12 protein-coding genes are annotated in these 14,208 nt (G+C 44.8%); all 12 read right to left on the bottom strand.

Annotated features, from left to right (window positions below):
- Positions 1–9 precede the first annotated feature (9 nt).
- The 12 genes from lspA to M1K58_RS22240 all read right to left on the bottom strand — a co-directional run bounded on the left by lspA (position 10) and on the right by M1K58_RS22240 (position 14,126).
- The gene (gene lspA, locus M1K58_RS22295; protein WP_256761094.1) at positions 10–450 is read right to left on the bottom strand and encodes a signal peptidase II; all 441 of its coding nucleotides are present in this window, start codon (positions 448–450) and stop codon (positions 10–12) included.
- Positions 451–571: 121 nt separating this feature from the next.
- Positions 572–1,447, bottom strand: coding sequence for a carbohydrate ABC transporter permease (locus M1K58_RS22290; RefSeq protein WP_306220634.1), 876 nt, complete (start codon positions 1,445–1,447; stop codon positions 572–574).
- Complete coding sequence (locus tag M1K58_RS22285; RefSeq protein ID WP_256761093.1) at positions 1,444–2,349, bottom strand: carbohydrate ABC transporter permease; 906 nt, start codon at positions 2,347–2,349, stop codon at positions 1,444–1,446. Before M1K58_RS22285 ends, M1K58_RS22290 begins: the two co-directional genes overlap by 4 nt.
- Positions 2,350–2,422: 73 nt before the next feature.
- Positions 2,423–3,868, bottom strand: coding sequence for an ABC transporter substrate-binding protein (locus tag M1K58_RS22280; protein WP_256761092.1), 1,446 nt, complete (start codon positions 3,866–3,868; stop codon positions 2,423–2,425).
- Positions 3,869–3,992: 124 nt separating this feature from the next.
- Positions 3,993–5,321: a response regulator gene (locus tag M1K58_RS22275; RefSeq protein WP_256761091.1), complete on the bottom strand. Its 1,329-nt coding sequence runs from the start codon at positions 5,319–5,321 to the stop codon at positions 3,993–3,995.
- Positions 5,322–5,340: 19 nt separating this feature from the next.
- Positions 5,341–7,119 carry a cache domain-containing sensor histidine kinase gene (locus M1K58_RS22270; protein ID WP_256761090.1) on the bottom strand — a complete coding sequence of 593 codons (1,779 nt, stop codon included), beginning with the start codon at positions 7,117–7,119 and terminating at the stop codon, positions 5,341–5,343.
- A 215-nt stretch (positions 7,120–7,334) separates the two neighbouring features.
- Complete coding sequence (locus M1K58_RS22265; RefSeq protein ID WP_256761089.1) at positions 7,335–7,940, bottom strand: DUF2087 domain-containing protein; 606 nt, start codon at positions 7,938–7,940, stop codon at positions 7,335–7,337.
- A gap of 202 nt (positions 7,941–8,142) precedes the next feature.
- A complete protein-coding gene (locus M1K58_RS22260; protein ID WP_256761088.1) occupies positions 8,143–8,703 on the bottom strand; it encodes an SLOG family protein in 561 nt (186 codons plus the stop codon).
- An 84-nt stretch (positions 8,704–8,787) separates the two neighbouring features.
- The gene (locus tag M1K58_RS22255; protein ID WP_256761087.1) at positions 8,788–10,818 is read right to left on the bottom strand and encodes a DUF5107 domain-containing protein; all 2,031 of its coding nucleotides are present in this window, start codon (positions 10,816–10,818) and stop codon (positions 8,788–8,790) included.
- A gap of 21 nt (positions 10,819–10,839) precedes the next feature.
- On the bottom strand, positions 10,840–11,682 hold the full coding sequence (locus M1K58_RS22250) for a carbohydrate ABC transporter permease (protein WP_256761086.1): 843 nt from the start codon (positions 11,680–11,682) through the stop codon (positions 10,840–10,842).
- A 15-nt stretch (positions 11,683–11,697) separates the two neighbouring features.
- Positions 11,698–12,606: a carbohydrate ABC transporter permease gene (locus tag M1K58_RS22245; protein ID WP_256761085.1), complete on the bottom strand. Its 909-nt coding sequence runs from the start codon at positions 12,604–12,606 to the stop codon at positions 11,698–11,700.
- A 101-nt stretch (positions 12,607–12,707) separates the two neighbouring features.
- On the bottom strand, positions 12,708–14,126 hold the full coding sequence (locus tag M1K58_RS22240; protein ID WP_256761084.1) for an ABC transporter substrate-binding protein: 1,419 nt from the start codon (positions 14,124–14,126) through the stop codon (positions 12,708–12,710).
- Positions 14,127–14,208 lie beyond the last annotated feature (82 nt).

Raw genomic sequence — 14,208 nt, 5'->3', positions numbered from 1 at the left:
AAGCCCTCATCAGGCTTTTCTATTTTTCAGCCACCCGATGACCATGTGAAGGAGGAAAAATAGTACACCAAGCTCAATCGCGTGATCCGCAACGTTAAGAATACCTCCGGAACGAATGATAAAATCCGTCACTTGCCCGAATAAGAGACGGTCAACTCCATTGCCTATCGCACCTCCAACAAATAAACCTAAGCTACAATTCAATAAAATCCCCTGTAGCTTGTTCGTTCGACGATAGTAAAAAACGAATACGACGAATAGAAGCGCCACGACACCAAAGAGTCGCCCATAACCCTGTAGGTGGCTGCCTGCCATCCCACTATTCTCATAATGTGTAAACCGCATCCCCCATACCGTTATAAACTCACCGATATCAACGTGAATTCGGATTAAATATTTGGTGATTTGATCAACCGAAATAACGAATATCGCAACCAAGTAAAACAACATGTAAATTCCCTTCTTCCTTTCTTGTTCGCTAATCTTCCATCTCTCAAGTATAGCCTATAACGTCACAACGAAAAAACATCCCGTATTTAGGATGTTTTGTCGAAGAACGATTTTCCGCTTCCTAGCCTTTGACTGCCCCTAGGCTCAAACCGCTTATAATGTACTTCTGGAAAAATAGAAATAGAGCTAACGGTGGAAGCAATGTCATACTGAGAATAGCGAATCTTACATTCCAATTAATCGTCGAGCCAGGATAGATAATCTTCGTATAGATCGCACCTGCCAGCGGAAGCTTGTCTTCTTGCATAACCAAGCTTGACCAATAGAAGTCGTTCCATGTGGTAGAAAATCCGAGCAGGACAAGCGTAATTAAGATCGGAGCGGACAGCGGTACTGCGATGCCAAGAAAGCATCGAAATTCTGATGCCCCGTCTATCCTCGCCGACTCGAATAGCTCCTTATGAATCCCGTCGAAGAAATTTTTCAACAGCAACAGATAGAATGCATTCGCCCCAGCCGGAAGCCAATACGCCCAATAACTATTCAACAAACCCAAATCCTTGAGGTTCAAGAAGTTCGGAATCAAGTACGAGGCTGCAGGAATGAGCAAGGTGGACAGGAAATACAACGTGATCCACTTCTTGATTGGCACCCTCAGATGCGACAAGCTGAACGCCGCCAGACCGAGAAAAGTTAGAGAGAAAAAGGTATTGCCCGCAAAAATCAGGATTGTATTCTTGAAATGTAAGCCGATATTAAGATAGGTCAACGATTCCTTATAGTTCCCCCACAGAAATTTGCTTGGGAAGAACGGCGCGGGGAAGGCGAAAAACTCCTGTGTCGATTTCAGTGAGTTTAGGAACGTGTTGACGAACGGATATAACATCGAAAGCGAGATCAGTACAATGCACGCCACCATAAAAGCGTACACGACCTTCACGCCGGATTTACGGAAGTCGTAGCGCGACATAATCGCGCGTTCTTGGGCTGACTTCAAGCTTCTTCGCCTCCCTTTCTGATCTTGATCGTCAGGATAGAGAATAGAACCAGAACGACGAACATGATGACTCCCATCGCACTAGCCTTGCCGAAGTTGAAGTAGGTGAAAGCCTCTCTTGTCGTTAGAAGTAGATAAGTCAACGTAGCATTGTCCGGCCCGCCTCCAAACATAAGGAGCTGGGATTGGAATGCCTGAGAAGTCGCAATCACTTGCAGCACGAGAAGCAGTAAAATCAGATTCTTCAGGCTCGGAAGCGTTACATAACGAATACGTGCCCATACCCCCGCCCCGTCTAGCTCAGATGCTTCGTATAAATCTCTTGGAATTGCAGCCAAACCCGCAATATAAATCAGCGTTGCACTCCCGAAGTTTTGCCATGTTTCCAAGATGATCAAGGAAAATACCGCATGCTCTTTGCTATAGAAGTCGAAGCTTTCTAAGCCTATGAAATTCAGGAACGTATTGATTGGGCCCACTGGATCATAGAACCATTGCCACATCCCATATAGCACAATTGCTGGAATAATGCTGGGCAGATAGCCTACAATACGGGCTGGTCCTTGAAACCATTTTAGCTCGGACACTGCGATAGCCATTGCAATCGGTACCCAGAAGCCAATCAGTAGCGCTAACCCCATATATACAAGCGTATTCTTGATTGCGGTATAGAAATCGGGGTTGCTCAGCACCTCGCTGTAATTTTGCAAGCCAACGAAGGAGTTACCGCTAACGAAATCTACGTTATAGAAGCTGTAAGCCACGCCTTTAGCAATCGGCACCCATAGAAAAATAAAAAAGATTACGATCTCTGGTATTAGGAATAACAGCCCCCAGAAATACCATCGGGTTCGTCTGCGCAAGCCCGGTTTTGCGATCGGAGAATCCAACTGCAGCTCCATCTGTATCACTCCCCGTGTATGAATCAGGGTCTATACTAAGTTTCAGCATAGACCCCTCTCGTCATCTCAATTCCTACTCTATTTTGACTTTGTCGAAAGAGCTCTTTTGGAGTTTGGCTGCAGTATCATCTAGAATCTTCTGCAGATCCAAGTCGCCTTTGCTTGTGAATACCTTCTGAATGGCGTTAGCCATTTCGCCGTAGTAAGCTTGTGTTTCATAGGTTGCTTCAGGCTTGGATTCCATCAGCTTGCTTAGGTCTGGAGAATATTGATATACGTTATCATGCTTAGCCAGTATTTCTTCGTATTTTTTTCCGTAATCCGAGCTATCATTCCAGTAGTTGATAAGCTGTGGAACATAAACTTGGTTTTTAGCTTTCTGTGAAGTGATTTGTGCGTCTATCGAATCCAGATACGCATCAGTGAAATACTCGTCAACAACGAAATCAAATGCCGCTTTTTGCTGTTCCTTCGTAGCTAATCCATTAATAACTTTATAATTACCGCCTGCAACGCCGGTATGCTTACCGCCTTTGGTCATCGAAGGAATCGGGTAGAGCAGCACGTCGTCTTTATTGATACCCCCTTGGTTAATGGCGCCATCCAAGGCATTACCGCTTCCACACATAACCATCGCGCCGCGTCCTTGGTTGAATAACGTCAAGGCGTCACCGTACCCAAGTGCCCAGTTTTTCGGAATCACGTTAGCATCCTTCAGATCCTTATAAAATTGCAGAGCCTTCAGTCCCGACTCTGAGTTAAACGTTGCCGTTACTTTGCCGTCCGCTACGGTTTGAACCTCTCCTCCTGCAGCGTAAAGGAAATTCGTCCAGTTCCATCCCGCTTCCGTACCCTTGCCCATCGGAATGAAGCCCGCAATCCCTTTAGCCGGATCGTTGACAGCTTTCGCCGCTTCGATCAATTCGTCCCATGTCCAATCAAGTGGAGGAAGTGGAACCCCTTTCTGTTCGAACAGCTTCTTGTTGATCGTAATCGTCATCCCGTAAGCATCGATCGGAATACCATATGTTTTACCTTCGATAACGAAAGGTGCGAGTGCAAACTCATTCAAATCCTTTGCATAAGGCCAATTCGCTAGATTTTCAGTTAGATCGATGATCCATTTCTTACCTGACAGTAGATTAGCTTCTGTTGCCCATGTGGTGAATTCTGTTTGCGCACTGTTGGACGCCATCTTGATAGCAATTTCCGTGTTTTCGTATTTCCAATATTTAGGTGTAATCGTGACATTCGGATTTTTATCTTCGAAGCGCTTGATCTTTGCATTCAGGGTTGCGTTTTCCTCTGTTTTATCCGCAGGAAAAGCGTAAGCAATAATGCTAACAGGCTCTGCAATGGCTGGAGAAGGTGTTGCTTCCGGTGTGCTGCTGCTCTCCACTGGAGAAGACGCAGAAGGCGATGCTGATCCCGGGCTGTTGTCCCCATTTTTGTTACCGCTTGCGCATCCAGCCAGCACAATGACGAATACCAGCATACTGATTAGTAAGCTCTTTTTCATTTTCAAAACTACCCCTCTCGTTTCGTTTATGTTTTACATTTTTATCATAAAACCCCGATATATCCCACGTCGATGTGTGATATATCGTTTGAGAAGGGATAAATTATGATTGGTAATTTTCAATTTAGTTTTTAATTTCCGATGGATTGACACCGAAATGCTTCTTGAAAATTTTGCTAAAATGCTCTGGAGATTCGTAGCCGATCTCGTCCGAGATCTCGTATCTTCGCATATCCGTCGTTAGAAGCAGACGTTTAGCCTCCTCCATTCTCAGCTTCGTCACGTAATCCCATAAGTTCATCCCGACTATTTTCTTGAATAAATAACTTAAATAATTAGGACTTAAACAGATCGACCCTGCGATCTCCTGCAGTTTCAACCCTTTTTGACGGTAATTATCATCGATGTATTGAATCGCGCTAAGGATAAATGAATTATTATCATCAATAATTTGCTTCGAGAAGGGAATGCCCCCAGCGGAAGGAAGCTTCTCATGCTTGCCGAAATCTCCTATATAGAAAACATTGTGGTCGATATGAACACCGCTCCATCGGATAGCCTCATTGGCCTCCTTGAACAGAGCAACCCAGCTCGGTATGCCTTCCTGAATATGACTAATTCCGACTATGCTTCTTAGTCGAATGAATTTACTTAAATTATTGTGCAGCAACTGAGCGATCATCGTCTGTTCATTCAGTCTTGTCGGGCTATCCATTTCCTCCTGCGTAAACTGTAGGACGACCGATATCGAATGGCTTCCACTGTAGAAAATGAGGCTATCCCAGCGATTTAATGTTTCCTCAACGACATTCAGTGCAGCATATCTTAGGAGGCTCCGATCTCGGAAGGAACGAATCTCTGATTCAAACAGACCCGCATTTAAGAAATTAAGCTCGATTACAAGCATGCAGTAATAGGGACCATCGAACCTACGGCCCAAATAGGTGAAAATTTCATCAACCTCATCGTCCGCAATTCCCTCCGACACAAGCTCACTCAGGATATGATTTCGCTTGGATGCCATTTCCTCAAAAACGAACTTCTGATTAAAGGTCGTATCCGTTAAAGATCGCTGCTGCGTATCCCGTTCCGTCAAGAAAGATTGAACCGCCCGAATAAGCTCCGCGGGAATAACCGGCTTCACGATGTATTCCTTCACCCCGAAGCGTAACGCTTTCTGTGCGTATTCAAACTCTCCGTGCGCGGATAAGACGATGATAGGAACCATTGGATTTTCCGTAAATATGGTTTCAATGAGCTCAATCCCACTCATTAAGTCCATCTGGATGTCCGTTATGATCAGGTCAATTTTCTCTAGGCGAATATAATCGAGTGCTTCGAAGCCGTTATTCGCAATGAATATTTCAGTGATACCAATGTTCGCATTCATTAATACGGTGGCGACACCCATACAAATCATCTGTTCATCATCAACAACCAGAACTTGATACATGCGGATCCCCCCTGCTCTCCTATACGATGGAGTGGTCTTCTACTGTAGCCGGAATGGTCATGAGCACCTTCGTTCCTTTCCCTGTTCGTTGCTCAAAAACTAAACCAAAGCTCTCCCCAAAATGGAGCTTAATCCTCTTGTTGACGTTCTGTATGCCAAATCCTTCCTCGGTACGGATTCCGTTCACGATATCGTTCAGCTTGTCGATATCTACGGTTCTGTACCCATTATCCTCGATCGTAATATGTACCTCTTGTTCCTTGGTTTTAATCGATATCCATAGTTGTCCTTCATTGTCCATTTTCCGAATACCATGAATGATCGCATTTTCAACTAACGGCTGTAATACGACCTTCGGAATAAGAAATAGCTTTGCATCGTCATCAATATCCCAATGGGTTGTGAAGGAATAATTGTTTCGCTTCAACTGCAATCTCAAATAAGCTTCGATATGATTGATCTCTTCCGCAATTGGGATTAAGGTTTTCCCGCGACTTAAACCGATACGCATTAACAGGGACAGATCTCGAATCATCTCGGCCGATTCCGTGTTGCCCTCGATTGTCGTACGCCAGAAGATCGATTCCAGTGTGTTATAGAGCAAATGCGGATTGATCTGGGAATGAAGAATCGTCAACTCAGCTTCCTTATGCTTTAGCTCCAGGTCGTACTTATCATGTATCGTCTGATTGAGCCTCTTGGTCATCTCAATAAAAGCATTATTAAGTAGGCCTATCTCATCCCGACGATTCACCTTGTACTCATTCGTGAGCGGTCTTCCTGGTTCAAACGATCGACTCAGCCTAGCCAATCTGGAGAGAGGACTCAGAATATGTCTAAAAAAATAAATGCTCGCGCTTAACAGAACGCAGAAATACACGATCATCAAATAGTTGACAAGCTGCCGCACAGCTTCGTGTTCCCCAATGATGGAGCTGATTGGGATCTTGAACAGCAGCTTCGTGTCGCTATTAACGCTTCTATGAATGGCATATAGCGATGAATCGCTTCCCTTGCGATCAATGAATACACCGTCGGAAGCACGGAAAATGTCCTGAGGAAGCTTGAAAACAGAGCCGATGTCAAGTCCCGCTGTGTTCGCAAGCACTCCATTTGCTTTATTTAACAAGACAATCTGACCGTCCTTAGGAATCTTAAGCGATTCTAAATCCTTCTGAAGAAGCAGATCCAATCCCGTCATGACGATCACGCCGCTGGGCTTTCGGTCATCTAGATCATTGTTCATGCTTCGAATATAAGCAGCCGTCTTTATTCCTTTCGGGTTATTCCCGAGTTGGTTCATAATTCGGATAATGCCAGTGCCCCTTGCATTGAGTGCATCCTGGAACCAACTAGATGAAGAAGTATCGCATGCGAAAAAAACCCCGTTCGGCTTAACATCTGAAGGAGGTGCGAAAGGATAATCATCAAGAATCTTTGGAATAAATACCGCAAAATTAATGTCGTTCTTAGAGTAGCCTGTAAGCAGCTTATCTAGAACGAGATATTTCTGCAGCCGATCGTACTCATTTAGCTCGGTCGTATCGAACATCAGTTGTGTTTCGGGTGTGACCATCAGCTTCTCCGTCGTGCCATCAACCGAGGTAATATCTCGATCCAAGGTCAAATGGCTCGTTTTGACCAATTGAAACAGAGTATCGCCCATTTGGTCCTCGGTAATCTCTGCTACTTTAACAGAGACGACCCAATAAGCGAGCAAGATCGGAATGACGATAAGAAAAATAATAAACACGATTAATTTCTGGATCAAATTCATCCGTGAAAGCCATCTGAACATGTTGAACCATCCGTCCCACACCCATTTTTTGTTATTATAATCCAAATGCGTGATCGTATCTATCCTTAATCATAGGAGTGTCTGACATTCGAAACGATGTTCAATTTCATGAATACGCGGTGTTTTATTACTATTTGCACAAGGAAATGGAATAGCCCCGTCTCCTCTACTGAGGGACGAGGCTATTATGGCATACAAAAAATCTCTTCAATCGTTCAAGATAACTGGTGCCACTTAGTCCACATTTCTGGTGGATTCAGTTCGTATACAGACTCTTCTCGGTACATGAATTGATGCATGATGAACTCTCTCCGAATGGTCGCAAAATCCTCGTGGAAGCTCTTAACGAACTCGTTGATCTCCTTCTCGGTATACTTTCTCCCCTTCTCTAGATTAGAAACGATATGCTCGAGCACGATTAACTTTTTCTTCAACTGAGCTGGCAGATGCTTTAATTTTCCTTGCGAGGTAAAGAAATTCCGGATGATCGATTCCCTAGTCCGTTCGCAATCGTCGTTCATGATCCCATCATCTCCTTCGGAGTGAACTCCCCGATAGATTAATTTTTCCGTTGCCGCAGCGTTGCTCTTAATGAAATAGTCATTCAGCGTAAAATAGATCGTGTTCTTATCCCGTCTTTCATTGATCAGACTAGCCTCCCGCAGCTTCATCGCATGGTGCGTAATCGTCGCTGGCGTTACCGCTAGCTTCTCCGCAAGAACTTGGCCGTTCAATTCGCCTCCCGCTAGCAGGATCAGAATCTTGATTCTTGTCGGGTCGGCAAGTGCCTTATGATAGGCGACCACCTTCTCCAATTGCATCGGTTCATGATCATCCTTCCCAAATATAGATTAGATAAATGTCTAATTAGTCAATTGTTAAATTAGATGATAATGATTTACCAACATTTTGTCAACTTCATTCACCTTTAAAAAGAATAAAAAAACCGCCAATTGTTTCTGGCGATTTTTTATCCATGATCATAGTGTTGAAGATGTCTGCTTTACAAGGGACGACAAGAGATCATTCGAAGAAAGTATCAAAGCTCTCCTCGTTCGCCATGCTCTGAATATCCTCCGCGCTTATCCCGATGTACTCATATCCATCTACTGCATTTTTCCGTAATGCCTTCTCTTTCATAAACTTCGGGCTTCCCTCACCTGCATCTTCATCATAGACCAAGAGAATGCCGTCCGTTTTCCTCAATAGAAGATCATCCCTTGCCGCAAATTGCCAAGGGCCAATATACGGCTGCTTGCTTACCGCACCGTAATAATCAACCTCTCGTAAAATCCCCTCATAATATTCCTTCTTGTCCTCCTTCCACTTCTCCTCCTGATTAAGAAAGGCCGTGATGATCGACAACTTCAATTGCGGATACTGCTTCTTCAAGGCGATGACCGCTTCGCAAGCCCACAGATCAACGCCGTATTGTCCGGGAGTGATGACCCATTCCAGCCCATCCTCAATGAGTGGAATGAGCTTAGATGTGATCGCTTTATGGATATAGGCAATTCCTTTATGTTTTTGATCGTAAATACCAAGCTCATGGGCTCGGTAACCGGTGATCAGAAGATTGTTCATTCTAGGCTCCTTATAAAATAACGATATCTCTTATCTTATCAGAACCTGATCCTCTAAACACGAGCAGATAGAAATACAAACATTCTATGACCCAATCATCCGAAAATCAATATTGCTCGGTGGTGGGAATTTGAGGGTAGCCTCGTCGATCAGCTCCTGGGCTAGAGGTATATTCCTCTCATTGGCAAGCTTCTTAGCATTATACTTATACCAAAGCTCAATAATTAATATCTCCCCTTCGCGAATAACTGCAAATTCCGCGTTAAACAGCTTATTCATAAAGGCATGATTGTCCAGATGAAGAGCCGCTGCTCCTACGATAATCTGGATTCTCTCGCCTTTGGCGAAGTCTGCGGGTAATGACTCATAGATGAACCAAGCTTTCTCAAACTCTTTATTCTGAATTAATAAGTTGAGATACTCTTCCGCAAATGCCCGATCTGGGAAACTATTCGATACGAGGTAAGCTTGTTCTAGAAGAGCCAGCGCTTTATTTGTCTCTCCTCTAATCTTCATCACCTCGGCGAGGTTACGATAAACCCAAGCTGAGGGTTGAAGCTTAAGAGAATTTTCCCAAGCAGCAATGGCCTCTTCCTCCAAGCCCTTCTCATAGAGCATGACACCATAATGCATAAGCGCTGACCAAGAACGATTGTCCTCCGAAATCGTAAGGCTGCTCTCAACCCTATTCATCCATTCCTCCTGTACCATCCACGATGCCGGAATTTCATTGACCCCGCTTTCCGGAAAATGTCCTTCCCGTAGCAGCACTATCCATGGCTGCTGTGGTCCTTCCATACTCTCGTCTATAAACACGAAGCCTGCTGGAGTTGTTCTGCCCTCCTCCTGCTCCCTCCGCAATCTCTCCAATGCTCCCCAACCTGATCCGGTATGCAACAAACATTCCGGTGCCCGATCGGCAAGGGACTGCAATCTCTCATGAATCGCATAAACCTCATCCCCATGAATACGACTGTCGATATGTTGTTCGATATATCCCTTCGCGGATTCCCAATTGCTCTCATAGGCTAAGTTCGTGTCCACATAGGTTACACCTATCATCTGCGTGAAGTCCCACACCGTATTCGCCGGCATTTCGATGTCGTGAAGCTGAGTCGGAGCAAACCCACCCTGCACCTCAATATAGTTTCCTTCACCGGGCTTCGCCAGGAAATCGCACCAGCGTCTCCCTCCCGCATGATTACCCCAGCAGAACATTTTCCGATATTGCAGCAAGGAGGTTGAACGTTCAAAGAATAGTCTTCCATCCTCATAGGCAACCGCTTCCCATGGGGATTTACAGGATGCGGGAGTTTGGAAAAAATACTCGCTCGAAAAAGGGAATTCCATCGGATAGGTAGCGTCTGCATCAAGTACGGAAGGCAAATAAGGCAAGTGACCGACCCCGTACCCCTTAAGCCCAGGATCGATATAGATTGCTTCACTGGTGGATGAGAACACTCTTGACTTTGGAGTTTCCTCTACCGCGATATTCGTCCACCAATACATCGGTATCGGGTTCTGATTATCATTGATAATGCGTACATAGATTTGCAGTTGCTCTGCTCCTTGAGGCAGATGAAAGTCGATGTGCCAGAACAGGTTTTTACAACGCTCATATTCATATATTCTTAAAAATTCATTTCCCTTATCATCGCTAAGTTTAGCGGCATGAACGGGAGAACAGGTCGTAAACGTGTGTCCCACATGCCCGATATTCCACTCTACCCCTCCCGAGAACCAGGCATTAAGAATCGCCAAATTTGCAGGCTGCATCACAGGGTTCTTATACAAGATATCCCTATCCGTCCTCTTGTCCTTAAGCGAATATAATCTCCCACCGTAATCCGGCAGAAATACAGCTATTAAGTTCTCATTTTCCAGCGTAATCGTTTGAAGCTCTATAGTTTCGCGTTCCCTTGTATATCTATCTTGAATACGGTACGGCAAATATCTTTCTCCCGTGTTTGCACCCATATCCTTCTTGAGCTCTGGAGAGAAGCTTCCGTTGTCTATGACTTCCCTGTTTTTGTTTCTGTTCCTGAACATAGGAAGAGGATTTTCTCCTTCTAGCGTTGTGCCTTCTAGTATTAATGTTGACCTATATACTTGCATTCGCTTCATCTCCTTGTTGTGTTATCCCTTTACAGCCCCGATCGTCATCCCTGAGATAATCCTCTTCGATACGAATAAATAGACGATAAAGCTCGGCAGGAAAACAATCATACAGGCTGCGAATATTCCACCATAATTCCCCGTGTTGGAGTAACCGTATACAATTGACTGAAGGGCTAATGCCAAAGTGCGAGTGCTTGAATCGTTAGCGAAGATGAGAGCATAGAAGTATTCATTCCATACCCCTAAGAAATTAAAGATAGATAAGGTGATCAGTCCGGGCTGAGCCACAGGCAATATGATCTGAATAAATGCTTTGATCGGGCCACATCCATCCATTGCTGCGGATTCCTCAAACTCCTTAGGAATAGAGGAAAAGAAGCTCGTTAAAAAAAACACGCCGAAAGGCACGTTCGTAAAGATGTAGATCAGAATCAAAGTCGCAATCGATCCTGTAAGCTTCATTTCAACGAAGAGCGAAAACAGTGGAATGGAAATTAACAGGCTGGGTATGGCAAGCGCCGATACGAACATCGCATTCACAAGAACCCGGCCCCTGAATTGCACTCGACCCAAGATGTAAGCTGCGGGAGCGGCAACGACAACGATGCCTATGCAGGACGCAAAGGTATAGATCACGCTATTCATAAAGTAGCGCCCCATTGCCTGACTTTTGAATAATTCAATGTAATTAGCAAATTTAGGCCCACTGCCGATTAGCGAGTTCGTGAATATTTCTCTTGTCGTACTCAAGGATGCTAGGATGACCCATCCAAATAATACGACAGAAAATATAAGCCATGCCACAAGTGGAATATAAGCGGGCCATAGATTCTTTCGCTGCATGAATTTGGAATTGCGCATGACGTTCCCTCCTGCTTAATATTCTAAACGGTCTTTCGGGAATAATCGATTGATGAGCGCGGTTACGATCAGAATAGCTACCGTAATCAGGATACCGACACTTGCACCCGCCCCGACGTTGAATACTTCCTCTGAATACACGCTAGTTCCCTTGCCAAACACCTTCTGATACATATAGAAGCCAGGCGTTACCGTGTGTGGGTCATCCAGCCCGAAGGTTGCCGACCATACGAAGAAGTTAAATGCCGTTATCGTCCATAGAACAAGGGTCGTACGAAAAACATCGCGTAATAGTGGCAATGTGATTTTGAAAAACTTAACCCATACGCTCGCCCCGTCAAGCGTGGCGGCTTCGTAATAGTCGGATGGGATTCTATTTATTCCAGCATTCAGGATTAGCATGAAATATCCAATGGAACCGAAGCTGAATGCGATGATCATCGAGAAGTAAATATGTTCATTGTCTGTCCACTGTATATTGGCAAGCGCCGTTAGGCCAAGGCGATTAAATACCGTAGTTAATAAGCCATAATCAGAATTGAAAATATATTGCAGCCACACAACCGATAACACGACAGCGGATACGGTATTCGGTAGAAAGATAAGCGATCTCCAGAAGTTTTTTCCCCGGACATCCGAAGTTAAAATGATGGCAAACAGAAAAGCGAAAACAAAAATCAACACTCCACCAATGGCCCATATCCCTAGTACATTCCTTACCGATTCAATAAAATACGAGTTATGAATCAGATCCGAATAGTTCTGTATACCTTTGAATTCCCACTCGTTAATCTTGCTCGACAAGGAAGGAATATCGTAGAAACTCATGGCCAACGTTCTCAGGGTTGGATAAAGGAAGATGGCAAGATAGATTAGAACTGCGGGTAATAAAAATAATGCGATAATCGATTTACTGAGCCTCATGACGACACCTCCTGATCATTTACTCCACATCCGACTCCAAACCTAAAATCTGAGTGCAGCAGTCAACTTATCCGCCGCACTCAGACAAAAGAGATAATCGATTATTTACCTGAGTAGAACTTTTTGGCTGCCGCAGCCATTTTAGCGACATACTGCTCGGCATTTATTTTTCCTGTTGCCAATTCCATGAATACAGGAATAACCGTTCCTGAAGAGAAGTCAGCACCGTTCTCAATTCCAGCGCCCCATGGCATATTTAACTTCGCATTATTGAAAGCCACTGCCGCTTCCTCTAATGGAGCTGGCCACTTAGTGTCAACGGTGGCCGGAATCGCTACGGCCTGAGTAGCCATTCCTTCTTGTGCTTTCTTGCTAACCAAAAACTTAACAAGCTCGAAGGCAGCCGGAATATTCTTGCTGTTCTTGTTCATGAGAAGTCCCTGAGCACCAAAGGTAAGCCCTTGTTGCCCCCCCTTGTCATTGCCATTCGGCACAGTTGGGAACTGGAAGGAGCCCCACTGAAAGTCAGGTCCAGCCGTTTCGGCAATTTCATTAGGTAGCCAAGTGCCATTCAAGTACATAGCCGCATTGCCTAGAGCCAAATACTGTTGTCCTGCTGGATACTTATTCCCTGCGATCTTCTTAGAAAAGTAATCTTTCTGTTTCAAATTCTGAATATCGTTCGCGAATTGTAGTACCATTGGATCCTTCCACATATCGCCGGTTTTGTCCTTGACTAGACTATCCGTCCAATCGCTGCCCATTGCGCTGCCCAGGTAACCCCCGATAAATAAACTGCGGTAAGCATCGTCGAATGTGATGGGCTCAATACCAGCTTGCTTAAGCTTCTCGCAAGCGGCAAGAAACTCTTCCCATGATGTAGGTACTCCAGTGATGCCCGCTTTATTGAACAGCGCTTTGTTATAGAAGAACAGAACCGCGTACGGTTGCTGAGGGATCGCATAGTATCCTTCCTCCAGACCTGCTTGAGCGGATAGAGATTTTACCCATTCTATCAGTGACGGGATAATAGAATCCTTAACTGACTTCCCATCGGTACCGATGGACTGCTGGTCGAGTAGCTCATCTAGCTTAAGCACGTGATCCTTCAGATTGGCAAGAGCTGCTCCCGGATCTTGTTCGAAGATGTCGATCTGCTCCCCGCTTTCCAAGGCAGGTTTAATCAGTTTGTTAATATCGCGTCCATTATATTTTACTTCTACTTCCACCTTAGGATTGGCGGACTTAAAGTCAGCCACGGCTTCGTCGATCACTTTGGCCTGAGGCTCCGTATTGCTCCACATAGACCAGAAAACAACTTTGCCTTCAAGACCAGAGGCTTCTGCCGAAGCACCTTCACTTGCGTTAGCAGCCACCGTCTCGGAAGGTGACGCGCTTGGTGACGTACTAGATGCCGCAGACGGTTCAGCATTGTTTGATTTACTGCAACCCGCCAATACCGAAAGCGTTAACATAACTGCGAGTAATAAAGATCCGAATGACTTTGTTTTCTTGTTCACGGATATATTCCCCCTGCGATTGGTTTGAATGCAAGTTTGAGTATAGGCAAAGAAACGGACCTAAAGTATGTTCTCCAGTTAT

The sequence above is a fragment of the Cohnella sp. WQ 127256 genome, from assembly GCF_024519285.1.
Classification (GTDB): domain Bacteria; phylum Bacillota; class Bacilli; order Paenibacillales; family Paenibacillaceae; genus Cohnella.
Note: the sequence above shows the minus strand (reverse complement) of the source record. Positions and strands in the feature narration are given on the sequence as shown.